This window comes from Pseudomonas sp. MWU349 (assembly GCF_017947325.1).
GTDB lineage: Bacteria > Pseudomonadota > Gammaproteobacteria > Pseudomonadales > Pseudomonadaceae > Aquipseudomonas > Aquipseudomonas protegens.
The window spans coordinates 537,320-561,290 of record NZ_JAFEVP010000004.1 but is presented as its reverse complement, the minus strand read 5'-3'; the positions used below and the strand labels follow the sequence as shown (position 1 = coordinate 561,290).

General features: G+C 65.4%; 23 protein-coding genes. 15 read left to right on the top strand and 8 right to left on the bottom strand.

Annotated elements, in window-relative coordinates:
- Positions 1-78 precede the first annotated feature (78 nt).
- Positions 79-639, top strand: coding sequence for an NADAR family protein (locus tag KCG88_RS18945; RefSeq protein WP_047289714.1), 561 nt, complete (start codon positions 79-81; stop codon positions 637-639).
- A 55-nt stretch (positions 640-694) separates the two neighbouring features.
- Here the strand turns inward: KCG88_RS18945 and KCG88_RS18940 are convergent, their stop codons facing one another.
- From KCG88_RS18940 to pilG, 6 genes are all read right to left on the bottom strand, one after another.
- Complete coding sequence (locus tag KCG88_RS18940) at positions 695-1,144, bottom strand: chemotaxis protein CheW (protein ID WP_019095284.1); 450 nt, start codon at positions 1,142-1,144, stop codon at positions 695-697.
- Positions 1,137-7,046, bottom strand: a complete 5,910-nt coding sequence (locus KCG88_RS18935) for an Hpt domain-containing protein (protein WP_210712874.1) — start codon at positions 7,044-7,046, stop codon at positions 1,137-1,139. The genes KCG88_RS18940 and KCG88_RS18935 overlap by 8 nt, the downstream gene beginning before the upstream one ends.
- A 24-nt stretch (positions 7,047-7,070) precedes the next feature.
- On the bottom strand, positions 7,071-9,134 hold the full coding sequence (locus tag KCG88_RS18930; protein WP_011063998.1) for a methyl-accepting chemotaxis protein: 2,064 nt from the start codon (positions 9,132-9,134) through the stop codon (positions 7,071-7,073).
- 140 nt (positions 9,135-9,274) lie between these two features.
- Positions 9,275-9,814, bottom strand: a complete 540-nt coding sequence (locus KCG88_RS18925; protein WP_047289718.1) for a chemotaxis protein CheW — start codon at positions 9,812-9,814, stop codon at positions 9,275-9,277.
- Positions 9,815-9,824: 10 nt separating this feature from the next.
- Positions 9,825-10,190: a twitching motility response regulator PilH gene (gene pilH, locus KCG88_RS18920; RefSeq protein ID WP_011064000.1), complete on the bottom strand. Its 366-nt coding sequence runs from the start codon at positions 10,188-10,190 to the stop codon at positions 9,825-9,827.
- Between the two features lie 57 nt (positions 10,191-10,247).
- Positions 10,248-10,652 (bottom strand): twitching motility response regulator PilG, encoded by a 405-nt coding sequence (pilG, locus tag KCG88_RS18915; protein WP_011064001.1) that lies wholly within the window; start codon positions 10,650-10,652, stop codon positions 10,248-10,250.
- A 236-nt stretch (positions 10,653-10,888) separates the two neighbouring features.
- Here pilG and gshB point away from each other — a divergent pair, with 236 nt between their 5' ends.
- The 7 genes from gshB (at position 10,889) to KCG88_RS18880 (ending at position 16,853) form a co-directional block, all read left to right on the top strand.
- Positions 10,889-11,842, top strand: a complete 954-nt coding sequence (gene gshB, locus KCG88_RS18910; protein ID WP_015637364.1) for a glutathione synthase — start codon at positions 10,889-10,891, stop codon at positions 11,840-11,842.
- A gap of 99 nt (positions 11,843-11,941) precedes the next feature.
- Positions 11,942-12,841: an energy transducer TonB gene (locus KCG88_RS18905; protein ID WP_210712873.1), complete on the top strand. Its 900-nt coding sequence runs from the start codon at positions 11,942-11,944 to the stop codon at positions 12,839-12,841.
- A gap of 85 nt (positions 12,842-12,926) precedes the next feature.
- Positions 12,927-13,496 (top strand): YqgE/AlgH family protein, encoded by a 570-nt coding sequence (locus tag KCG88_RS18900; RefSeq protein WP_041120245.1) that lies wholly within the window; start codon positions 12,927-12,929, stop codon positions 13,494-13,496.
- Entirely contained in the window at positions 13,496-13,933 is a 438-nt protein-coding gene (gene ruvX, locus KCG88_RS18895; protein WP_047289722.1) for a Holliday junction resolvase RuvX, read from the top strand. The genes KCG88_RS18900 and ruvX overlap by 1 nt, the downstream gene beginning before the upstream one ends.
- Positions 13,934-14,048: 115 nt before the next feature.
- Positions 14,049-14,555 (top strand): bifunctional pyr operon transcriptional regulator/uracil phosphoribosyltransferase PyrR, encoded by a 507-nt coding sequence (gene pyrR / locus KCG88_RS18890; protein WP_047289724.1) that lies wholly within the window; start codon positions 14,049-14,051, stop codon positions 14,553-14,555.
- 25 nt (positions 14,556-14,580) lie between these two features.
- On the top strand, positions 14,581-15,585 hold the full coding sequence (locus KCG88_RS18885; protein ID WP_011064007.1) for an aspartate carbamoyltransferase catalytic subunit: 1,005 nt from the start codon (positions 14,581-14,583) through the stop codon (positions 15,583-15,585).
- Complete coding sequence (locus KCG88_RS18880; RefSeq protein ID WP_047289726.1) at positions 15,582-16,853, top strand: dihydroorotase; 1,272 nt, start codon at positions 15,582-15,584, stop codon at positions 16,851-16,853. Before KCG88_RS18885 ends, KCG88_RS18880 begins: the two co-directional genes overlap by 4 nt.
- A gap of 127 nt (positions 16,854-16,980) precedes the next feature.
- Here the strand turns inward: KCG88_RS18880 and KCG88_RS18875 are convergent, their stop codons facing one another.
- Positions 16,981-17,400 (bottom strand): TM2 domain-containing protein, encoded by a 420-nt coding sequence (locus KCG88_RS18875; protein WP_047289728.1) that lies wholly within the window; start codon positions 17,398-17,400, stop codon positions 16,981-16,983.
- Between the two features lie 251 nt (positions 17,401-17,651).
- On the opposite strand from KCG88_RS18875, the gene KCG88_RS18870 reads away from it, so the two are divergent.
- On the top strand, positions 17,652-18,275 hold the full coding sequence (locus tag KCG88_RS18870; RefSeq protein WP_047289730.1) for a C40 family peptidase: 624 nt from the start codon (positions 17,652-17,654) through the stop codon (positions 18,273-18,275).
- A gap of 78 nt (positions 18,276-18,353) precedes the next feature.
- Here the strand turns inward: KCG88_RS18870 and KCG88_RS18865 are convergent, their stop codons facing one another.
- Positions 18,354-19,388, bottom strand: a complete 1,035-nt coding sequence (locus tag KCG88_RS18865; protein WP_047338051.1) for a type IV pilus twitching motility protein PilT — start codon at positions 19,386-19,388, stop codon at positions 18,354-18,356.
- A 190-nt stretch (positions 19,389-19,578) separates the two neighbouring features.
- Here KCG88_RS18865 and KCG88_RS18860 point away from each other — a divergent pair, with 190 nt between their 5' ends.
- The 6 genes from KCG88_RS18860 (at position 19,579) to metW (ending at position 23,970) form a co-directional block, all read left to right on the top strand.
- A complete protein-coding gene (locus KCG88_RS18860) occupies positions 19,579-20,277 on the top strand; it encodes a YggS family pyridoxal phosphate-dependent enzyme (RefSeq protein ID WP_047289737.1) in 699 nt (232 codons plus the stop codon).
- Positions 20,278-20,311: 34 nt separating this feature from the next.
- Positions 20,312-21,130, top strand: a complete 819-nt coding sequence (gene proC / locus KCG88_RS18855) for a pyrroline-5-carboxylate reductase (RefSeq protein WP_047289739.1) — start codon at positions 20,312-20,314, stop codon at positions 21,128-21,130.
- A gap of 10 nt (positions 21,131-21,140) precedes the next feature.
- Positions 21,141-21,731, top strand: a complete 591-nt coding sequence (locus KCG88_RS18850; protein WP_011064014.1) for a YggT family protein — start codon at positions 21,141-21,143, stop codon at positions 21,729-21,731.
- Positions 21,732-21,745: 14 nt separating this feature from the next.
- On the top strand, positions 21,746-22,039 hold the full coding sequence (locus KCG88_RS18845) for a DUF167 domain-containing protein (RefSeq protein WP_047289741.1): 294 nt from the start codon (positions 21,746-21,748) through the stop codon (positions 22,037-22,039).
- Positions 22,040-22,202: 163 nt separating this feature from the next.
- A complete protein-coding gene (locus tag KCG88_RS18840; protein ID WP_047338052.1) occupies positions 22,203-23,342 on the top strand; it encodes a homoserine O-acetyltransferase in 1,140 nt (379 codons plus the stop codon).
- Between the two features lie 7 nt (positions 23,343-23,349).
- On the top strand, positions 23,350-23,970 hold the full coding sequence (metW, locus tag KCG88_RS18835; RefSeq protein ID WP_011064017.1) for a methionine biosynthesis protein MetW: 621 nt from the start codon (positions 23,350-23,352) through the stop codon (positions 23,968-23,970).
- Position 23,971 lies beyond the last annotated feature (1 nt).

Here is a 23,971-nt window from a genome sequence, read left to right as displayed (position 1 = left end):
ACTCTCATGCTCTCTCAGTACACAATGCCCGCCGTACCGGCCCATGAGCGGCCTGGGCAGACCAAGATGAGAGTCAGCATGGACACACCGATTCGCTCGAACCAGGCGCTGCTGGAGCAGCTCAAGCATGGCCTGAAGCCCGACTACCTGATGTTCTGGGGACACCAGCCCACCCGGGACGGACGCATCTCTCAGAGCTGTTTCAGCCAGTGGTTCGACGCAGGTCTGGAACTCGATGGCATTCAATACCCCAGCGCCGAGCATTTCATGATGGCCGGCAAGGCCCTGCTGTTCGGCGACCAGGAAACCCACGAGCGGATCCTCAAGGCCGTGACGCCCGCCGACGTGAAGCAACTGGGCCGCGAGGTGCGCGGCTTCGATGACGCCCGCTGGACCGAAGCACGCCTGGATATCGTGGTGCAGGGCAACCTGGCCAAGTTCAGCCAACATCCGGCCCTGGGTGAATACCTGCTGTCCACAGGCGACCAGGTACTGGTGGAAGCCAGCCCCGTGGACCGGATCTGGGGCATCGGCCTGGCCGCCGACGACGCCAGGGCCAGCCGGCCGGAACAGTGGCGCGGCCTGAATCTGCTGGGCTATGCGCTGATGGAGGTGCGGGACAGGTTGCGCATTGGCTGAGGGGCTGCCTTCGCTGGCAAGCCAGCTCCTACCGGCGGTTTTAGGTAGCGAGGCCCTAAAGCCCCGCCACCAGCAATTCTTCCAGGGCCAGCAGGTCCGGCACCTTCGCCACTTGCTCGGCCACCTGCACCGCGGCCTTTTCCAACGCAGCCAGGGGCACGTCGACGTAGCTCAACTGGCTGTCGAGCTTGCAGGAGCGGGGAATGCCCTGCACCAGCAGGGCCATGAACTTCAGCTCCGGGCGCCCGCCCAGGGCATTGAGCACGACAATCCGCGCCCGCTCGCCAATCACGGTCCTGCCACCGCAGGCCGACTCGAAGCTGATCAGCGGAATCCGCCGCTCGCGCCACAGCACCCGGCCCAGGTACCAGGGCGGTGAATCCAGGTCGAAGGTGCCCTGCTGATAGTCGATCAGCTCGGCCACGGCCACGTTGGGCAGGATCAGGGTGCGGTCGGCCAGGGGCAGCAGCAGCCCGGTGAGGGTGCTGGCGCGGTGATCAAGCATGGGTCTTGCTCCACTGGGCGATGCTTTCCAGCAGCACCGACTCTTGATAGGGCTTGCCGAGGTAGTCGTTGACGCCGATGGCCATGGCCCGGTCGCGGTGTTTCTGCCCGGTGCGGGAGGTGATCATGATGATCGGCAGGTGTTGCAGGCGCGGGTCGTTGCGTACCTGGATCGCCACCTCGAAGCCGTCCATGCGCGGCATCTCGATGTCCAGCAGCATCAGGTCCGGGGTGTGCTCGGCCAGCAGCGCCATGGCGTCGACCCCGTCCTTGGCGGTGAGCACGTTCATGCCGTGGCGCTCCAGCAGGCGGCTGGTGACCTTGCGCACCGTGACCGAGTCGTCCACCACCAGCACCAGCATCGGCCGCGGCGGTTGCACCTCGCTGGCCGGCTCGTCGCCCGCCAGGCGCGGCAGCGGCGCCTGGGCCTGCAAGGCGCGGATATGAGCCAGCAAGTCGAGAATCAGCACCACCCGGCCATCGCCGAGAATCGTCGCCCCGGACAGCCCCTGGACCGCGGCGAACTGCGGCCCCAGGCTCTTGACCACGATTTCCCGGGTGCCGGCGGTGGCATCCACCTGCACCGCGATGCGCTGCTCGTTGCAGTGCACCAGCAGCACCGGCAGCGGCTGCACCTGGCCCAGCAACTTCGGCCGGGGCACGGTGTGCAGCAGCTCCCCCAGGTAGCACAGCTGATAAGACTGGCCGGCGTACTCATAGCGCGGCGGGTCGAGCTGGTAGTAGCCGTCCAGCTCTGCGGGCAGCACCCGGACAATGCCCTCCACGGTATTCAGCGGAATCGCGTACTGCTCGTCGGCGCACTGCACCATCAGCGCGCGGTTGACCGACACGGTGAACGGCAGGCGAATGCGAAAATGCACGCCCTGGCCGGCAACCGAGTCGATGCTCATGCTGCCGCCCAACTGGCGCACCTCTTCATGGACCACGTCCATGCCCACCCCGCGCCCGGAAATCTGGGTGATCTTCTCGGCGGTGGAAAACCCCGGCTGCATGATGAATTGCAGCACTTCGCGGTCGCTGATCTGCGCCTCGGGGTCCAGCAGGCCGCGCTTGATGGCTTTTTTGCGCACGGCTTCCAGGGGCACCCCGGCGCCGTCGTCGCGCATGTCGAAAATCATGTCGCCGCCCTCGCGGGACAGGTCCAGGCTGATCCGCCCCTGTGCCGGCTTGCCCGCCGCAAGGCGCGCCTCGGCCGATTCCAGGCCGTGGTCCACGGCGTTGCGCAGCATGTGTTCCAGGGGCGCGACCATGCGTTCGAGGACGTTGCGGTCCATTTCCCCTTCGGCGTTGCCGACCACGAACTCCACGTCCTTGCCCAGCTCTTCGGCCACCTGGCGGACGATGCGCTTGAGCCTGGGCACCATGCGCTCGAACGGCACCATGCGCGTGCGCATCAGGCCTTCCTGCAATTCGGTGTTGATCCGGCCCTGCTGCTGCAACAAGTTCTCGGCGTCGTGGTTGCGCCGGTCCAGGGTTTCCTTGAGATCCAGCAGGTCCGAAGCCGATTCGAACAGGGCCCGGGACAGCTGCTGCAACTGCGAGTGGCGGTCCATTTCCAGGGGGTCGAACTCTTCGTAGCCCAGGCGCTCGGCCTCCACCTGCTGGCGGCTGAGAATCCGCCCCTGGGTTTCGGTGTCCAGGCGGCGCAACTGGTCGCGCATGCGCTCGATGGTGGTTTCCATCTCGCCCAGTGCCGTGCGTGCATCGTTGACCTGTTGTTCGATACGGCCACGGAAGATCGAGGTTTCCCCGGCCAGGTTCACCAGGTCGTCCAGCAGCTCTGCCGAGACCTTGACCATGTCCCCCGCCACCGTTGCTTCCGTCGCGGGCGCGGCGGGCTCGGGCTTGGTGCTGGGCAGTGCAGCTTCTGCGGCAACGCCGGTCGCTACCCGCGGATGGCTCAGGTCGTGGATCGCATCGATGAGCTTCTGGGCCGGCTCGATGGGCTGGCCGGCACGGGCCGCATCGAGCATCTGGGCCAGGCGGTCGTGGCTCTTCTGCAACAGGGTGAACAGCACCGGGCTGGGTTGCAGCAGGCCGGCGGACAGGCCTTCGAAGAGAAACTCCAGTTCATGGGCCAGATCGCCGATGGGGGCGATTTCCACCATGCGCGCACCGCCCTTGAGGGTGTGCAGGTCGCGCAGCAGGGTTTCCACTTCCTGGCGGCCCTGGGGTTCGGCCTGCCAGCGGGCCAGGGCCGCGGCAGAGCTGTCGATGATGTCGAAACCTTCTTCGAGGAAGATTTCCAGCAGCTCCGGGTCCTGGGCCGCGCGGTCGTCCTCCACCGTGCCCTGGGCCACTTCGGCGGTGCTGGCGGCCTGCTGCCGGTACGAGCGCACGGCCTCGATCTGCGCCCGGGATTCGTCCAGGGGATGCTGCCCCTGCAACTGTTCCAGCAGCAGTGCCAGTTGCTCGTGGCTGCTGCGCAACAGCAGGCCCAGGTGCTGGCTGTGGCTGTAGCGCCGGTCCACCAGCCCCTCGTACAGGGACTCCAGCTCTTGGGCCAGTTCCGCCACCGGTGCCAATTCGGCCATCCGTGCGCCGCCCTTGAGGGTGTGCAGGTCTCGCTGCAGGGAAGACAGCGGCGCGCCATTGTCCGGGTCGGCCAGCCAGCGCTGCAGGGCCTGGTCGGCGCTTTCGAGGATATCCACCGCTTCTTCGAGGAAGATCTCGACAATTTCGTCGTCCGCCTGCATCGGGGCCTCGGCCTGCTCCAGCCGGGCCGTGGCCGCGCCCAGTTCGCTGATGCTCAGGGCGCGGCTGCCATCGCTCTTGATCAGGCCCGTGGCAGAAGGGTCCAGACCTTCATCCAGCAGCTCGCGCAAGGCCTGCACCCGTTCCGGGCGCGGGCTGACTTCCTGGCCTGCGGCCAGCTCGTCGAGCATGTTGATCAAGGCATCATGGGCGCTTTCGGCTTCGTGGAAGAAACGCTCGCTGACGGCCAGGCTGCTCTCTTCCACCGCGCCATAGAGATCGAGCAAGGCTTCGCACAGCTCGTCCACCGGGTGCAGGTCGGCCAGGTGCGCACCCTCGCCCAGGGTGGTCAACTCATCCAGCAGGGCGCTGAGTTCCTGACGCTCGCCCGGGTGCTGCTGCCAGCGGCGCAGCAGGCTTTCGGCATCCAGCAGGATGTCCATGCCCTGGGCCAGGAAATTGTTGATCAACTGCGGGTCGCGCTTGGCCCGGGGCGCGCTGTCCGGGGCGCTGAGCAGGGTTTCCAGGCGCTCCCCCAGCAGGGCCAGGGCGCGGCCCACCAGGGAGCGGGCGCCATCGATGGGCGCCAGCGGGTCGCTGTCCAGCTGCCGCAGGCCCCGGCGCAGCAGGCCTTCGGCCTCCAGCAGCAGCTCCACCTCGTCCAGGTCCAGGGGGATCAAGTGCGCCCGGTATTCCCGGGCCAATTGGTCCAGAGGGCCGGCCAGCTCGGCAATCGGCAGCACCCCGGCCATGGAGGCGCTGCCCTTGAGGGTGTGCAGGGCCCGTTGCAGTTCGTCGCTGGCCTGCAGCGGTACGTGTTCGGCCGCCTGCTCAAGAAAGCGGTTGATGCTGTCCAGGTGGGTCTGGGCCTCGGTGCGGAAGATCTCCAGCAACTGCGGGTCCAAGCCCTCGTCCGGCACTGGCGCCGAGCCTTGCGCGCCATTGGCCAGGGCATGGGCCCGGGCGGCCAGGCGGTCGACATCGTCGCGCTGGCGCTGGGCCTGCTGGGCGAATTCGGCGATCAGTTCCGGCAATAGTTGCAGGGTGTCGGCCACCAGTTGCCGGGCTTCGACTCCGGGCTCCACGCTGCGCTCCAGCACCCGGTTGAGGAGGTTTTCCACCGCCCAGGCCAGTTCCCCCAGCACCAGCGCGCGCACCATGCGCCCGCTGCCCTTGAGGGTGTGGAAGGCCCGGCGCAGTTCGCTCAGGGCAGAGGTGCCATGGGGGTCCGCGGCCCAGCGCGGCAGGTACTCGCGCAGCATCTCCAGCACTTCCTCGGTTTCTTCGAGGAAGACTTCCCGCAGTTCATCGTCCACCGGCTCCTCGTCCCCTGGCGGCGGCAACAGGCTGCCCGGGGTGATCAGGGCCGGCGGGTTGAGGGCCGAGACCGGCACCGCCAGGACATCCGCCAGGGACTGCGCCACCCGGGGATCGTCCAGCTCTTGCAGGTCCTGCATCACCAGGGCTTCGCTGGGGCTCAGGGGCTGATCGAGCAATGGCACCTGTTCCACCGGCACATAACCCAGGGCGAGCAGGCCCTGCTGGGCCACATCGAGGATCTTCTCCCCCGGCGCCTCATGGTCTTCGCCCAGGCGCTCCAGGTAGTACTCCAGGCTGGTGAGCACATCCGCCAGGTGGTCCAGTTGCTGCCAGTCGGGCCGGGAAGGGGCCGCCAGCAGGTGTTCGACGACAAACTGCTGGCAGGCCTGCATCAGCCCCGCCGCGCGGGGCAGCGGGATCATCGCCAGGGCGCCGCGCACCTGGGTCAGCAGCTCGGGCAGCGCCTGCAGGTGTTCGGCGTCCCAGTCGGCCTCGATGCACTCGGCGATCAGGTCCTTGGCCTGGTGCAGGCAGACCTGCGCCTCCTGGATCACCAACTGGTGGATCTGAGTCAGGTCGGTGGTGGGCAGGCGGCTTTCCTCGCGGCTTTCGGGCTCCACGGTGCCGGCCATGCCGGCCAGGGTCGCTTCCACGTACAACAGGGCCCCCGCCACATCCATCAGCACCGCGTCATCCGGCGCGCGCTGGCCCTGGGCCAGGCTCTGGACCACCGCCAGTTGGTCGATAATGACCTTGCGCGGCTGGCCGAAGCCCAGCACCGCCAGGGTGTCGGCGATCTGCCGCAGGGGCGACAGCAGCCCTTCGAGGTCGTCGGTGTGCTGGCGGTCGCTGCGCACGAACAGGTCCAGGCGCTCCTTGACCCGCACCAGGCCATCGCACACCGCGGTCAGCACCGAGCGCATGGCATCCCGGTCGGGGCCGGCCAGGCGGGCCCGCTCCTCGTCCACCACCGCGCTGTCGGGCAAGGCGTCATCCAGTCCGTAACGTTCTTTGAGGGTCAGCATCAATGGGGTGGGATGGCGCGCCTTGGCAATATAGAACAGCAGGCTCTTGAGCAATTCGTCGGGGGCCGGCTGGTTGATCCCGTGCATGCCCTGCTCCAGCAGGCGCTTGAGCTCCTTGTCGGCATCCTTGAGCAGGCTGCGCACCGCCGGGCTGTTGGCGATCTCGTCGTGGCGCATGCCTTCCACCAGGGCCGAGGCGATATGCCACAAGGGCGCCAGCGGGGCGTCCTGGCACAAGGCTTCCAGGCGTTCGAAGACCTTGGCCATATAGCCCAGGCTCTGCTCGTCATCCTGCTCGCGCAGCAGGTCCACCAGGGCGGTCTGCAACATGTGTCGCAGCTTGCGCAACTGGTTGGGCAATTCCAGGGGTTCCAAAGCCGCCAGGGCCTTGTCGCTCAGGGGCGGCAGGCTGGGCAGTTGCGGGCTGAACAGGCTGGTTTCCGAGAGCAGGCTCTCGCCCCGGGCACTGCGCAGGTCGTTGAGCAGCGGCAGCACCACCAGCGGCAGGTCGCGCCGCGCACTCTGCACCCGGTCCAGGTACTGGGGCAACTGGCCGATGGCCTGGCGCAGCAGGCGCAGAGCTTCGTCGCGCTGGGCCACGCGCCCCTGCTGCAGGGCCAGGGCGAGCTTTTCCATTTCTTCAGCCAGCAGCGCGGCGCCGTAGAACTCCACCATCTGCAGGCTGCCGTGGACCAGGTGGATGCCTTCCAGGCACTGGTCGATGGCCTCCAGGGCCTGGGGATCGTCCGCCAGATGCTCCAGCGCCTGATGCGCCTGCTTCAGGGTCTCGGCAATTTCGCCCTTGACCCACTCCAGGGCTACATAGTCGTGCCGATCAACCATAACCACTCCAGTCAAAGCCTTGTGTCAGCGGTTGTCATTCGGGGCCGGGCCCCGGGTGGCCGGCAAGGTGAAGCCGGACACCGAGCGGCGCAGCTGGCTGGCCATCTTCGCCAGGTTGCCGATGCTCTCGGCGGTGGCGGTGGAACCGGACGACGTCTGCGAGGTGATCTGCTGGATCACGTTCATGGTCAGGGAAATCTGCCCGGCCGAAGAGGTCTGCTGCTGGGCCGCGTTGGAGATGCTCTGAATCAGCGCCGCCAGGGTCTTGGACACGCCTTCGATCTCTTCCAGGGCCACCCCTGCATCCTGGGCCAGGCGCGCGCCGCGCACCACTTCGGTGGTGGTCTGCTCCATGGAGATCACCGCCTCGTTGGTGTCAGTCTGGATCGCCCGCACCAGGGTCTCGATCTGCCGCGTGGCCGCCGAGGAACGCTCCGCCAGCCGCTGCACCTCGTCGGCCACCACGGCAAAGCCGCGCCCGGCGTCACCGGCCATGGAGGCCTGGATCGCCGCGTTGAGGGCGAGGATGTTGGTCTGGTCGGCAATGTCGTCGATCAGGCTGACGATATCGCCGATCTCCTGGGAAGACTCGCCAAGACGCTTGATCCGCTTGGCGGTGTCCTGGATCTGCTCACGGATGTTGTCCATGCCGTGAATGGTGTTGTGCACCACCTCGTTGCCCTTGTTGGCGATTTCCACCGAGCGCTCGGCCACCGCCGAGGATTCCGCGGCGTTGGCCGATACCTGGTCGATGGATTGGGCCATTTCGTTGATCGCCGTGGAGGCTTCGGAAATCTGCTGGGCCTGATGCTCCGAGGCTTCGGCCAGCTGCATGGCGGTGGCCTGGGTTTCCTGCACTGCGCCGGCCACCTGGCCGGCGGTGAGGTTGATGGTGGCCACCAGGTCGCGCAACTGGTCGACGGAATAATTGATGGAGTCGGCAATGGTGCCGGTGAAGTCCTCGGTCACCGAGGCGGTGACCGTGAGGTCGCCGTCGGCCAGGTCCTCGATCTCGTCCAGCAAACGCATGATCGCGTTCTGGTTGCGCTCGTTCTTCTCTGCGGTCTCGCGCAACTGGCGGTTGGTCTCGCGCACCATCACCAGGCCGATGAGGATGATCGAGGCCAGGGCCAGCAGGCCCAGGACGTAGCCGCCGATGGTGTCCAGCTTGCGGCTGCCGGCCAGGTTCTCGAAGCCGCTGGCCAGTAGCGAGGCTTCGTCCAGCAAGGTCTGGGACAGGCTGAAGATGTTGCTCGCCGACTCGCGGACCTGGAACAGCTCGGGGGAGGTTTCGAGGATCTCGTCCACGGAGCCGGAGACGAACTCGAACAACTCGGAAATCTCCGCCAGCCGCCCCCGGGCATCCGGGTCTTCCACCTGGCTGATCTTCAGCCCCGGGTTGCCCTGCAGCATGCCGTTGAGCACCTGGCCGAAGCGTGCGGCATCGCGACCGAAAGCATCGGCGGCCTGGACCGCGTTTTCGTCGCCGGCCAGCACCGTGTTGACCGCGCCGAGAATCCGCTCGGCCAGCAGCGACTGGCGCTGGGCCATGGCCACCTGGGCCGCCGGGGCGCCACGCTGGAGCAGGATCTCGACGACCTTTTCATACTCCACCTGCAATTGCGGCACGGTTTCCGCCAGGGTTGCCGCCACCTGGTGCAGGGACAGCACGGTCTGCTCGCTGGCGAGGATCGCGTCGGTATTTTTCAGCAGTTTTTCCCAGTCCAGTTGCACCGCGCGCATTTCCTGGCGCAAGGCCACCGGGGCCCCGGGCAGCCCGGTGTCCGGGTCACCCTTTTTCAGGTAGCCCCAGCGCCGGGCGAAATCGTTGCGCGCATCCCCCAGCAGTTTGAACGCTGCAGCCTTGCCCGCCGCCGCTTCGGTGGCGTTCTTGGCAATGCGCTGGGACAGCACCCGCAGCTCGCCGGCATGGCCGATGTACTGTTTGTCGTAGGTGGCCTGGGTATTGAGGTAGGCGAAGTTGGCGAACAACAGCATGATGAACACGATCAGTGCGATGAACAGCACGATGATCTGCGAGCGACTGCGGGAGCCTTCCAGGGGCTTGCCGGTTTTGGCTTTGGTCATCGATCAGGCCTGTGGCGAGCGGGCGGTCCCGCATTCGGCTGCCCGGGGCGCGCGCAACGCCGGGGCAGCATGGGTTGATCCAGGGAAACACGCGCTCCCCGTGGCACGGCCAGCGGGTTGCCCAGGCGTCGGGGCGCCCTTCATGCCGCCACCTCCAGGAACCCCGGCGAACGGGCCAGGGCGAAGGGGCTGAAGACCTGCCAGACCTGTTCGCGGCGGAACTGGCCCTGCAGGTAGGGGTTGACCGCGGCGTCGGCAAAGTCGGTGATGCCGGGCTCCAGGCTGTCCTGGGCAAAGTGCTGCAGCCCGGCCACCTCGTCCACCAGCAGGCCGGCGAACAGCTCCTTGTACTCCACCACCAGCACCCGCCGCTGCTTGCGCAGGGGCGACAGCTCATGGCCGAAGAAACCGCACAGGTCCATGATCGGCAGCAGCCGCCCGCGCAGGTTGGCGACGCCCTTGACCCAGGGCTTGACCCCGGGCAGCAGGGTGTAGCGCGGCTCGTGCAGGACTTCGCTGATCTCGCCCATGGCGGCCACGTACCAATGCTCGCCCAGGCGAAAGCCAATGCCGCTCCAGCTGTGCTGGCGGGTTTCCTGGGACGGCAGGTCGGCGGCCAGCAAGCGGCAGCGCTGGTCGATCTCCAGCAGCAGCTCGAAGGCGGTCTGGGATTGGCTCATGGCGCGGCTGTCAGCCGGCCAGGACGTTGTTCAGGGTCTTGATCAGGGTCTCTTCGTCCACCGGTTTGGTCAGGTAATCCTTGGCGCCCTGGCGGGTGCCCCAGACCTTGTCGGTTTCCTGATCCTTGGTGGTGATGATGATCACCGGGATATGGCTGGTCTCGGCATCCTTGGTCAACTGCCGGGTCGCCTGGAAACCGTTGAGGCCGGGCATGACGATGTCCATCAGCACCGCGTCGGGCTTTTCTTCCCGGGCCAGGGCCACGCCGTCGGCACCGTTCTCGGCCTTGAGCACTTCATGGCCGTGCTTTTCCAGCATGCCGGTGAGTTTGTACATTTCAGTCGGCGAGTCATCGACGATCAGAATACGAGCCATGGTCTTCCCCATACGGTATAGGCGCGCGGCCTGCTGGCCGGGCGTCGCTGTGCGTGTCTACTGTGGCGCAAGCGCGACAAAGTCCGGGACATGGGCCTTGATCGCGCTCAGCAGTTCTTCCTTGCTGAAGGGTTTGGTCAAAAACTGGTCGGAGCCGACGATGCGCCCCTTGGCCTTGTCGAACAGGCCATCCTTGGAAGACAGCATGATCACCGGGATGGACTTGAACGCGCTGTTGTTCTTCACCAGCGCACAGGTCTGATAGCCGTCGAGCCGCGGCATCATGATGTCGACGAAGATGATGCCGGGGTGATGGTCGACGATCTTGGACAGGGCTTCGAAGCCGTCCACTGCGGTGATGACCTCGCAACCGACGTTTTTCAGCAGCATTTCGGCCGTGCGGCGAATCGTCTTCGAATCGTCGATCACCATCACCTTCAAGGCGTTGGAATGCTGTTCCATATCTGCTCTGCCATCGCCCCAGCGAATGATTTGGTCCGGTACCGCCGGGCAATGGGTGAAACCCTTGAACTTCAAGGCTTGGGCCCGGCCTGCGAGCCTTTTTAGCACACTCTCCCCCCTGCAATCTATGGACCACGCCAGGCAGTGGTTTTTCCTTGACCCAGGCCCCTGTCAGCGCCACTCTGACGCCACTTTTTTTGCCTCGCTCCCACTCATTTTCTTAAAGGAATCCACCCATGAGCGTTCGCGTCGGGATTGTCATGGACCCTATCGCCAGCATCTCCTACAAGAAGGACAGCTCGCTGGCGATGCTGCTGGCCGCCCAGGAGCGCGGCTGGACCCTCTTCTATATGGAGCAGCGCGACCTGTACCAGGGCGACGGCGTGGCCCGGGCCCGCATGCGCCCGCTGCAGGTGTTCGCCAACCCGCAGAAGTGGTTCGAGCTGGACGCCGAGATCGACTGCCCGCTGAGCGATCTGGATGTGATCCTGATGCGCAAGGACCCGCCCTTCGACATGGAGTTCGTCTACTCCACCTACCTGCTGGAACAGGCCGAAAGCGCTGGCGTGCTGGTGGTCAACAAGCCCCAGAGCCTGCGCGACTGCAACGAAAAGCTGTTTGCCACGCTGTTCCCCCAGTGCACCCCGCCCACCGTGGTCAGCCGCCGCGCCGACGTGCTGCGCGAGTTCGCGGCCCAGCATGGCGATGTGATCCTCAAGCCCCTGGATGGCATGGGCGGCACCTCTATCTTCCGCCACCGCGCTGGCGATCCGAACCTGTCGGTGATCCTGGAAACCCTGACCGTGCTCGGCAGCCAGCAGATCATGGCCCAGGCCTACCTGCCGGCGATCAAGGACGGTGACAAGCGCATCCTGATGATCGACGGCGAACCGGTGGACTACTGCCTGGCGCGCATCCCCGCCGCCGGTGAAACCCGCGGCAACCTGGCGGCCGGCGGTCGTGGCGAAGCCCGCCCGCTGAGCGACAAGGACCGCTGGATCGCCGCCCAGGTCGGCCCGACCCTGCGGGCCAAGGGCTTGCTGTTCGTCGGCCTCGACGTGATCGGCGAACACCTGACGGAAATCAACGTCACCAGCCCGACCTGCATCCGTGAAATCGACAACGCCTTCGGCACCAACATCGGCGCGATGCTGATGGATGCCATCGATCAGAAGCTCAAGGCCAAGTGATGTAGAACAACCAAGCACAAACCAACATTGCGTTATCATGCGCCGCCTGTGAAACCGTGATGTTGGTTGTGTGATGCCTCCTGTGATGTCGAACCGCCGATGAGCCTCCCGTCCGATCTGCCCCCCGAGCTAGCCCATGGCGGCGTGCGCGCGGCCGATCGCCTGGGTTTTACCCTGTTCCTCGCGGCGCTCCTGCACCTGGCACTGATTCTCGGCCTGGGCTTTTCCTTCGCCGAGCCCAAGGCCATCAGCAAGACCCTGGAAATCACCCTGGCCACCTTCAAGAGCGAGACCAAGCCGAAGAAGGCCGACTTCCTCGCCCAGGACAACCAGCAAGGCAGCGGTACCCTGGACAAGAAGGCCATTCCGAAAACCACCGAAGTCGCACCGTTCCAGGACAACTCGGTGAAGAAGGTCACGCCGCCGCCCTCGGTCAAGCCCGAGGTCAAGGACACCGCCCCCAAGGCCGCCGTGGCCACCACCGCGCCCAAGCCGAAAAAGACCGTGACCCAGCGTGAAGAGGTCAAGAAAGACCCGACGCCCAAGGCCCCCACCCCGACGTTCGACAGCTCGCAGCTGTCCAGCGAGATTTCCAGCCTGGAAGCCGAACTGGCCAATGAACAGCAGTTGTATGCCAAACGCCCGCGCATCCACCGCCTCAGCGCCGCCTCCACCATGCGCGACAAGGGCGCCTGGTATAAGGACGAATGGCGCAAGAAGGTCGAGCGCATCGGCAACCTCAACTACCCCGAGGAAGCCCGGCGCAAACAGATCTACGGCAATTTGCGGTTGATGGTCTCGATCAACCGTGACGGCTCGCTATATGAAGTGCTGGTGCTGGAGTCCTCCGGGCAACCGCTGCTGGACCAGGCGGCCCAGCGCATCGTGCGCCTGGCGGCGCCGTTCGCCCCCTTTACCGGTGACCTGTCGGACATCGACCGCCTGGAAATCATCCGCACCTGGCGCTTCGCCCGGGGCGACAAGCTTTCCAGCAACTGATCGGCCGGCAACCGTCCGCGCGACAGCGCCATGGCCGTACATCGCCAGCTTGTCAGCCGGGCCCGCCACCGCCACACTAGCGCTCATGAAAAACGTCAGCCCAAGCTATCTCAAGCATCATTTCCTGATCGCCATGCCCCATATGGCCGACCCGAACTTTGCGCAGACCTTGACCTACATCGTCGAGCACAACGCCAGTGGCGCCATGGGCCTGGTGATCAACCGTCCCCAGGACCTGAACCTGGCCGATATCCTCGAACAATTGCGACCTGACCAAGAGCCGTCCCTGCTGTGCCAGCACGTGCCCATTTTCAGCGGCGGCCCGGTGCAGACCGATCGCGGCTTCGTCCTGCACCCCAACGGCCCGGTCTACCAGGCCACGGTGGAACTTGAGGGGTTGTCCCTGTCCACCTCCCAGGACGTGCTGTTCGCCATCGCCGACGGCGTGGGCCCGGCCAAGAGCCTGATCGCCCTGGGCTATGCCGGCTGGGAAGCCGGGCAGCTGGAAGCCGAACTGGCGGACAACGCCTGGCTGACCTGCCCCTTCGACGCCGACATCCTGTTCAACACCAGCAGCGAACTGCGCCTGGAAGCCGCGGCCCGGCACCTGGGGGTCAACCTCAGCCTGCTCACCAGCCAGGCGGGCCACGCCTGATGGCCCTGCGACTGATCCTCGGCTTCGACTATGGCACCAAGCAGATCGGCGTTGCCGTGGGCCAGGCCATCACCGGCCAGGCCCGGGAGCTGTGCACCCTCAAGGCGCAGAACGGGGTGCCGGACTGGAACCAGGTCGAAGCCCTGATCAAGGAATGGAAACCCGATGCCGTGGTGGTGGGCCTGCCGCTGAACATGGACGGCAGCCCCAGCGACATGTGCGTGCGCGCCGAAAAGTTCGCCAGGCGCCTGAACGGCCGCTTCAATGTGCCCTTCTATACCCACGACGAACGCCTGACCACCTTCGAGGCCAAGGGCGAACGCCTGGCCCGGGGCGGTCAGAAAGGCAGCTACCGCGACAACCCGGTGGACGCCATCGCCGCGGCCCTGCTGCTGCAGGGCTGGCTCGATGAAAACGCCAGCCTGTTGAACACCTGAGACCACATCCTGAAGATGCGCGGCCCCAGGGCTGCGCGCCTCCTGGCCCAACACCAGCCGTAAGTTCCCGCGCCCTGCTGCCCGGCAACAGGCGCGAGCCCACGAAGGAGCCACCATGAGCCTGCCCAATCCCGCCGCCCTGATCAGCCAGATGGCCACTGATCTCAACGCCCACCTGGCCCAGCGCGCCATCAGCGAGCCGCGCTTCATCGGTATCCGTACCGGTGGCGTCTGGGTGGCCCAGGCCCTGCTGGAAGCCCTGGGCAGCGATTCGCCCCTGGGTACCCTGGACGTGTCCTTCTACCGCGACGACTTCAGCCAGAACGGCCTGCACCCGCAGGTGCGCCCTTCGGAGCTGCCGTTCGAGATCGAAGGCCAGCACCTGGTGCTGATCGACGACGTGCTGATGAGCGGCCGGACCATTCGCGCCGCCCTCAACGAACTGTTCGACTACGGCCGGCCGGCCAGCGTGACCCTGGTCTGCCTGCTGGACCTGAACGCCGCCGAACTGCCGATCCGTCCGAATGTGGTGGGCGCAACCCTGTCGCTGGCCGCCCACGAGCGGGTAAAATTGTCCGGTCCTGCGCCGCTTCAACTCGAGCTCCAAGACCTCGCCCTCTAACTCGCCCTTTTAAGAGTCCATTGCGATGACGCCTCTAGACGCCAAGCGCCCGCTGCAGCTCAACGATCAGGGCCAGCTGCGCCATTTCCTGTCCCTCGACGGTCTGAACCGCGAGCTGCTGACAGAAATCCTCGACACCGCCGACTCGTTTCTCGAAGTCGGCGCCCGGGCGGTGAAAAAAGTCCCGCTGCTGCGCGGCAAGACCGTGTGCAACGTGTTCTTCGAAAACTCCACCCGTACCCGCACCACCTTCGAATTGGCGGCCCAGCGGCTGTCCGCGGACGTGATCACCCTGAATGTCTCGACCTCTTCGGCGAGCAAGGGTGAAACCCTGCTGGACACCCTGCGCAACCTGGAAGCCATGGCCGCCGACATGTTCGTGGTGCGCCACGGCGACTCCGGCGCCGCGCACTTCATCGCCGAACACGTGTGCCCGCAAGTGGCGATCATCAACGGCGGCGACGGCCGTCACGCCCACCCGACCCAGGGCATGCTCGACATGCTGACCATTCGCCGGCACAAGGGCGGCTTCGAGAACCTCTCGGTGGCCATCGTCGGCGACATCCTGCACTCGCGGGTGGCGCGTTCGAACATGCTGGCGCTCAAAACCCTCGGCTGCCCGGACATCCGCGTGATCGCGCCGAAAACCCTGCTGCCCATCGGCATCGAGCAGTACGGGGTCAAGGTCTACACCGACATGACCGAAGGCCTGAAGGACGTGGACGTGGTGATCATGCTGCGCCTGCAGCGTGAACGCATGCAGGGCGGCCTGCTGCCCAGCGAAGGCGAGTTCTACCGCCTGTTCGGCCTGACCACCGCGCGCCTGGCCGGGGCCAAGCCCGACGCCATCGTCATGCACCCGGGCCCGATCAACCGTGGCGTGGAGATCGAATCGGCGGTGGCCGACGGTCCGCACTCGGTGATCCTCAATCAGGTGACCTACGGCATTGCAGTGCGCATGGCGGTACTGTCCATGGCCATGAGCGGGCAGACCGCCCAGCGACAATTCGAGCAGGAGAACGCCCAGTGAAGCTCAGCATTCTCGGCGCCCGCGTCATCGATCCAAGCAGCGGCCTGGATCAAACCACCGATCTGCACCTGGAAGCCGGCAAGATCGTCGCCATCGGCGCCGCCCCCCATGGTTTCAATGCCGTCACCACCATCGACGCCAAGGGCCTGGTGGCCGCACCCGGCCTGGTGGACCTGAGCGTCGCCCTGCGCGAGCCGGGCTACAGCCGCAAGGGCAGCATTGCCAGCGAAACCCGTGCCGCCGCCGCCGGTGGCGTCACCAGCCTGTGCTGCCCGCCGCGCACCAAGCCGGTCCTGGATACCTCGGCGGTGGCCGAGCTGATCCTCGACCGCGCCCGCGAGGCCGGCAACAGCAAGGTGTTCCCCATTGGCGCCTTGAGCAAGGGCCTGGAAGGCGAGCAGCTTGCGGAGCTGATCGCGTTGCGTGACGCCGGTTGCGTGGCCTTCGGCAACGGCCTGGAAGGTTTCCGCAGCACCCGTACCCTGTGCCGCGCCCTGGAATATGCCGCGACCTTCGACCTGACGGTGATCTTCCATTCCCAGGACCGTGACCTGGCCGAAGGCGGCCTGGCCCACGAAGGCGCCACCGCCAGCTTCCTCGGCCTGCCGGGTATCCCGGAAAGCGCGGAGACCGTGGCCCTGGCCCGGGACCTGCTGCTGGTGGAACAGAGCGGCGTGCGCGCCCACTTCAGCCAACTGACCAGCGCCCGCGGCGTGGAACTGATCGCCCAGGCCCAGGCCCGTGGCCTGCCGGTCACCGCCGATGTGGCGCTGTACCAGCTGATCCTGACCGACGAGGCGCTGATCGACTTCTCCAGCCTGTACCACGTGCAGCCGCCGCTGCGCTCGCGGGCCGACCGCGATGCCCTGCGCGAAGCGGTGAAGTCCGGGGTGGTGCAAGCCATTTCCAGCCATCACCAGCCCCATGAGCGGGACGCCAAGCTGGCGCCGTTCGGCGCCACCGAGCCGGGCATCAGCAGCGTCGAGCTGTTGCTGCCCCTGGCCCTGACCCTGGTGCAGGACGGCCTGCTGGACCTGCCGACCCTGCTGGCACGCCTGAGTGCCGGCCCCGCCGCGGCCTTGCGCCTGCCGGCAGGCAAGCTGGCAGCCGGCGGCGCGGCGGATCTGGTGCTGTTCGACCCGGCCAGTTCCACCGTGGCCGGCGAGCGCTGGCTGTCCAAGGGCGAAAACTGCCCGTTCCTCGGCCATAGCCTGCCGGGCGCGGTGCGCTACACCCTGGTGGACGGGCATATCAGCTATCAGGGCTGACCGCCTGGCAAATACCCTCTAGCCGCTGCCGCAGGCTGCGAACGGCTCCGAAGGAGCCGCCGCTCCTGGCGGCGCCCTGCGGCAGTGGCTACAGGCTGCGCCATCACCGCCTGCGCCGATGACGGGATCAACGGCGCTTGGCGTTTTCCAGCGATACCTGATCGTTCAGGGTCCAGAAGTCGTACAGCACCCCGATAAAGAACAGGCCGCCGGTGAACAGGTAGATCACCCCGCTCAGCCATTTGCCCTGGTACATGCGGTGCACGCCGAAGACTCCGAGGAAAGTGAGCAGAATCCAGGCCACGCTGTATTCCACCGGACCTGCGGTAAAGCGAAGGTCCGCTTCCCGGTCCATGGACGGGATGAGGAACAAGTCGATCAGCCAACCGATACCCAGCAGACCGAAGGTGAAGAACCAGATAGTCCCGGTCACCGGCTTGCCGTAATAGAAGCGATGGGCCCCGGTAAAACCGAAAATCCACAACAGGTAACCGATCACCTTGCTGTGGGTGTCATGGGTGGATGCATCCTGACGATAGGTGTTCATTAAGTGCCTCTTTGCAGGTGATAGATAAATATTCTTAAAAACTTTGTGACTTTTTTACAGGCATTCGACGTGTAGGCAATGTTACCTTCTACTCCGTCAAAGCCTTGTACTGCCTGACTTCTGGCGGTTTTCTGCGTCAAGTTGCCACCTCTTTGCCGAAGTTGACCCCAAGGTTGAATCGACAAACGGACTCGGAAGTGACCTGAAAGCTGTTATAAAGTTGCGCGCTAACCAAATAAGAGCCTTGCCTAATGCGTCCATTTTTCAAGACATGGCTAACCATTTGCCTATTAATGCCACTGGCCGCCCACGCCACCAACCGTGAGCAACGACTTCCCAACGTTAATGGCTACACCCCGAAACCTCACGTTTCGACGGTCACCGCCAAGAACAAGACCTCGATCAAGCACCCCACTCGCCTGAGCAAGGCCGACAGCAAACTGGTGGCCAACAACGCCGGCCGGCCGAGCACCACGGTTCTGAGCCGTGCGGTCAATGTCCTCGGTACGCCCTATCGTTGGGGCGGCAGCAGCCCAAGCAAAGGCTTCGACTGCAGCGGCCTGGTGCGCTACGCCTTCAACGACGTCGCCGCCGTGGACCTGCCACGCACCTCCAACGCCATGGCCAGCGGCCACGGGCAGAAGGTCGAACGCAAGGACCTGAAGCCGGGCGACCTATTGTTCTTCAACATCAAGAGCCGCAAGGTCAACCACGTTGCCATCTACCTGGGCGAAGACCGCTTCATCCACGCCCCGCGGCGCGGCAAGGCAGTGACCATCGACACCCTGAAGAAGCCCTATTGGCAGAGCCATTACGTGGTTGCCAAGCGGGTCCTGCCCAAGGAGCACGCGCCCCTGCGGGTCGTGCAACGCTGATACCCCGCTTCGCCGGCAAGCCGGCTCCTACACCCACCTGTAGGAGCCGGCTTGCCGGCGAGTGCATTTCCAGCCCCGTCAAAAACTCTCCGGCATCCGCGCCTGCTCCCGGGCCTGATCGCGGCTGATCAGCCCCTGCCCGAGCAATGCCTTGAGGCTCATGTCCAGGGTGCGCATGCCCTGGGCCCCGCCCGTCTGGATTGCCGAATACATCTGCGCCACCTTGTCCTCGCGGATCAGGTTACGGATCGCCGGGCTGCCCAGCATGATCTCATGCGCCGCTACCCGGCCACCGCCCATCTTCTTCACCAGCACCTGCGCGATCACTGCTTGCAACGACTCGGCCAGCATCGAGCGCACCAGGGCCTTTTCCTCCCCCGGAAACACGTCCACCAGCCGGTCGATGGTCTTGGCAGCCGACGAGGTGTGCAGAGTGGCCAGTACCAGGTGCCCGGTTTCCGCGGCGGTCAGGGCCAGGCGGATGGTTTCCAGGTCCCGCAGTTCGCCCAGCAGGATCACGTCGGGATCTTCCCGCAGCGCGGCGCGCAAGGCCGTGGCGAAGCCCTGGGTATCGCGCTGCACTTCGCGCTGGTGCACCAGGCAGTTCTTCTGCGGATGCACGAATTCGATAGGGTCTTCGATGGTCAGGATGTGCTGCTGGCGGTGCTGGTTCAGGTGGTCGATCATCGCCGCCAGTGTGGTGGACTTGCCGCTGCCGGTGGGCCCGGTCACCAGCACCAGCCCCCGGGGCGTCTCGGTAATCTGCCGAAACACTTCCCCCAGCCCCAGCTCTTCCAGGCTCTGTACCCGCGCAGGAATCAGGCGCAGCACCGCACCGGCGCCCCGGGCGTGCCGGAAGGCATTGACCCGAAACCGCGCCACGCCCGGCAGTTCATGGGCGAAATCCAGGTCATTGCAGGCGGCGAACGCCTGGCGCTGCGCTTCGCTCATCAGTTCATGGATCAGCGCCAGCACCTGAGGCCCTTCCAGGGCCGGGCCCGGCAGCGGACGAATATCGCCATCGATGCGCAACATCGGCGCCAGCCCGGCGGACAGATGCAGGTCCGAAGCGCCCCGGGAAGCGCTCAAGCGCAAGAGTTCGGTGATGTCCATAGTGCCCCCCAATTCCAGTAGAATGCCGCGAGCTTCAGACCCGCCCGCGCCCGGCAGATTCAATGGCCAGGCCAAGGACGATGCCCGACGCGGCCCTTGAGCGTGGCTCGGGCCGGCGGAGAATCGAGGTCTGGTGGATTCACGCGGCAGCCGGTGGCCAGGGCCGCCGGTACTTTTGAGACGAAATCGAATGTCCACGATAGCAGACAACATTGCCCAGGTAGCCGAGCGCATCCGCAGCGCCTGCCAGGCCGTACAGCGCGACCCAGCCAGCGTCCAGCTGCTGGCCGTGAGCAAGACCAAACCCGCCGCCGCCCTGCGCGACGCCCATGCCGCCGGCCTGCGGGACTTCGGCGAGAACTACCTGCAAGAAGCCCTGGGCAAACAGCAGGAACTGGCCGACCTGCCCTTGAGTTGGCACTTCATCGGCCCCATTCAGTCGAACAAGACTCGTGCCATTGCCGAGCATTTTGACTGGGTGCACTCCGTGGATCGCTTGAAAATCGCCCAACGCCTGTCCGAACAACGCCCGGCCGAGTTGCCGCCACTGAACATCTGCATCCAGGTGAACGTCAGTGGCGAAGCCAGCAAGTCCGGCTGCGCCCCGGCCGACCTGCCGGCCCTGGCCAGCGCCATCGGCGCCTTGCCACGCCTGCAACTGCGGGGTTTGATGGCGATTCCCGAGCCCACCGAGGACCGCGCTGCCCAGAATGCCGCCTTCGCCGCGGTACAACGCCTGAACAACGACCTGCGGGCCAGCCTCAAGCTGCCCCTGGATACCCTTTCCATGGGCATGAGCCACGACCTCGAAGCGGCCATTGCCCAAGGCGCCACCTGGGTGCGGATCGGTACCGCGCTGTTTGGTGCCCGCGACTACAGTCAGTCCTGATGCGACTGACCCCGACCTCTTGTAAGGACCTGTCATGAACACGACTCGTATCGCTTTTATCGGTGCCGGCAACATGGCGGCCAGTCTCATCGGCGGCCTGCGGGCCAAGGGCCTGGAGGCCTCGCAGATCCGCGCCAGCGACCCGGGCGAGCAGACCCGCGCGAAAGTGGCGGCCGAACATGGCATTCAGGTGTTTGCCGATAACGCCGAGGCCATCGAAGGCGTCGACGTGATCGTCCTGGCGGTCAAGCCCCAGGCCATGAAAGCCGTGTGCCAAGCCCTGCGCCCGAGCCTTAAGCCGCAGCAGCTGGTGGTGTCCATCGCCGCTGGTATCACCTGTTCGAGCATGAATAACTGGCTCGGCGCCCAGCCCATCGTACGCTGCATGCCCAACACTCCGGCACTGCTGCGCCAAGGTGTCAGCGGCCTGTACGCCACCGCCGAAGTCAGTGCCCAGCAACGCCAGCAGGCCGAAGAACTGCTGTGCGCCGTGGGCATCGCCCTGTGGCTGGACCAGGAGCAGCAACTGGACGCAGTGACTGCCGTCTCCGGCAGTGGCCCGGCGTATTTCTTCCTGCTGATCGAAGCCATGACCGCCGCTGGCGAGAAGCTCGGCCTGCCCCGGGAAACCGCCGCCCAGCTGACTCTGCAGACCGCCCTGGGCGCTGCCCACATGGCGGTCTCCAGTGACGTTGACGCCGCCGAGCTGCGCCGCCGCGTGACTTCACCGGCAGGCACCACGGAAGCGGCCATCAAGTCGTTCCAGGCCGGTGGCTTTGAAGCCCTGGTGGAAAAAGCATTGGGTGCCGCTGCGCACCGCTCGGCCGAAATGGCCGAACAACTGGGCCAATAAGGAGCCAATGATGATTGGATTGAACACCGCTGCGGTGTATGTGCTGCAAACCCTGGGCAGCCTGTACCTGCTGATCGTGCTGATGCGTTTCGTCCTGCAACTGGTGCGCGCCAACTTCTACAACCCGCTGTGCCAGTTCATCGTGCGGGCCACCCAGCCGCTGCTCAAGCCGATGCGCCGGGTCATCCCGAGCATCGGCGGCCTGGACATGTCCTCGCTGCTGCTGGCGATCCTGGTGCAACTGGCACTGATGGCCCTGACCCTGCTGCTGACCTACGGCACCACCGGCAACCCGCTGCAACTGCTGATCTGGTCGATCATCGGCGTGACCGCGCTGTTCCTGAAGATCTTCTTCTTCGCCCTGATCATCAGCGTGATCCTGTCCTGGGTCGCCCCTGGCAGCCACAACCCCGGCGCCGAACTGGTGAACCAGATCTGCGAACCCGCCCTGGCTCCGTTCCGTCGCATCCTGCCGAGCATGGGTGGCCTGGATATCTCGCCGATCCTGGCATTCATGGTGCTCAAGCTGCTGGACATGCTGGTGATCAACAACCTGGCGGCCATGACCATGATGCCGGACATCCTGCGCCTGCTGATCTGACCCGGGCGGCCTGCATGAGTTATTTCCGCTGGGACGGTGACGATCTGATCCTCGATTGCCACCTGCAACCCAAGGCCAGCAGCGACGAGTTCGCTGGCCTGCACGGCGAGCGGTTGAAGATCCGCCTCACCGCGCCACCGGTGGAAGGCAAGGCCAATGCGCACCTGATGGCGTTCCTGGCCAAGGCCTTTGGCATTCCCAAGAGCAACGTCAGCCTGGTCAGCGGCGAGCTCAACCGGCAGAAACGGGTGCGCCTGCAAGCGCCGAAGAAGCTGCCGGACCTGCCGGGGCTGGCTCGCCCCGCCTGATTCGCCGGCAAGCCGGCTCCTGCGCCCCATGTTCACTTCAGGAGCTGGCTTGCCAGCGAACCTCCCACGTCATTTCCCGCAACGAAACACAGCCCCGGGCTTTGCTTGCCGCTGGGGGCAGCGGTCTTTAGACTTACGCCTCATTTAAATGAGAGCAGGGTCGATGCCAACTGCCTTTCCCCCCGATTCTGTTGGTCTGGTCACGCCACAAATAGCGCACTTCAGCGAACCCCTGGCCCTGGCCTGCGGGCGCGCGCTGCCGGCCTACGACCTGATCTACGAAACCTACGGTCAGCTCAACGCCAGCGCCAGCAACGCGGTGCTGATCTGCCACGCCCTGTCCGGCCATCACCACGCCGCCGGCTACCACAGCGTCGACGACCGCAAGCCCGGTTGGTGGGACAGCTGCATCGGCCCGGGCAAGCCGATCGACACCAACAAGTTCTTCGTGGTCAGCCTCAACAACCTCGGCGGCTGCAACGGCTCCACCGGCCCCAGCAGCCTCAACCCGGACACCGGCAAGCCGTTCGGCGCCGATTTCCCGGTGCTTACCGTGGAAGACTGGGTACACAGCCAGGCGCGCCTGGCAGACCGCCTGGGCATCGACCAGTGGGCAGCGGTGATCGGCGGCAGCCTCGGCGGCATGCAGGCCCTGCAATGGACCATCACCTACCCGGACCGTGTACGGCACTGCCTGGCCATCGCCTCGGCGCCCAAGCTCTCGGCGCAGAACATCGCCTTCAACGAAGTGGCGCGCCAGGCGATCCTCACCGACCCGGAATTCCACGGCGGCTCGTTCCAGGAACAGGGGGTGATCCCCAAGCGCGGGCTGATGCTGGCGCGCATGGTGGGGCACATCACCTACCTGTCCGACGACTCCATGGGCGAGAAATTCGGCCGCGGCCTCAAGAGCGAGAAGCTCAACTACGACTTCCACAGCGTCGAGTTCCAGGTGGAAAGCTACCTGCGCTACCAGGGCGAGGAGTTCTCCGGGCGGTTCGACGCCAACACCTACCTGCTGATGACCAAGGCCCTGGACTACTTCGACCCGGCGGCCAACTGCGACGACGACCTGGCCAAGACCTTCGCCCATGCCACCGCCAAGTTCTGCGTGATGTCCTTCACCACGGACTGGCGCTTCTCCCCGGCCCGCTCCCGGGAACTGGTGGATGCATTGATGGCCGCGCGCAAAGACGTCTGCTACCTGGAGATCGACGCACCGCAGGGGCATGACGCCTTCCTGATCCCGATCCCGCGCTACCTGCAGGCGTTCAGCCACTACATGAACCGCATTACCTTGTGAGGACACGATGAGAGCCGATCTGGAAATCATCCAGGAATGGATCCCCGCCGGCAGCCGCGTCCTCGACCTGGGCTGCGGTAACGGCGAGCTGCTGAGCTGGCTGCAGGAGCACAAGCAGGTCACCGGCTATGGCCTGGAAAACGACCCGGACAACATCGCCGAGTGCGTGGCCAAGGGCATCAACGTGATCGAGCAGGACCTGGACAAGGGCCTGGGCAACTTTGCCAGCAACAGCTTCGACATCGTGGTCATGACCCAGGCCCTGCAAGCCGTGCACTACCCGGACAAGATCCTCGACGAAATGCTTCGGGTCGGCCGCCAGTGCATCATCACCTTCCCCAACTTCGGTCACTGGCGCTGCCGCTGGTACCTGGCCAGCAAGGGGCGGATGCCGGTCTCGGAGTTCCTCCCGTACACCTGGTACAACACGCCGAACATCCACTTCTGCACCTTCGAGGACTTCGAAGAACTGTGCCGCGAACGACAAGCCCGGGTAATCAACCGCCTTGCCGTCGATCAACAACACCGCCACGGGTGGGCCAGTAAGCTATGGCCTAATCTCTTAGGAGAGATCGGCATCTACCGCGTCAGCAGTCCCGGCCTGCAAGATCACAAGGTCGCGGTATAAA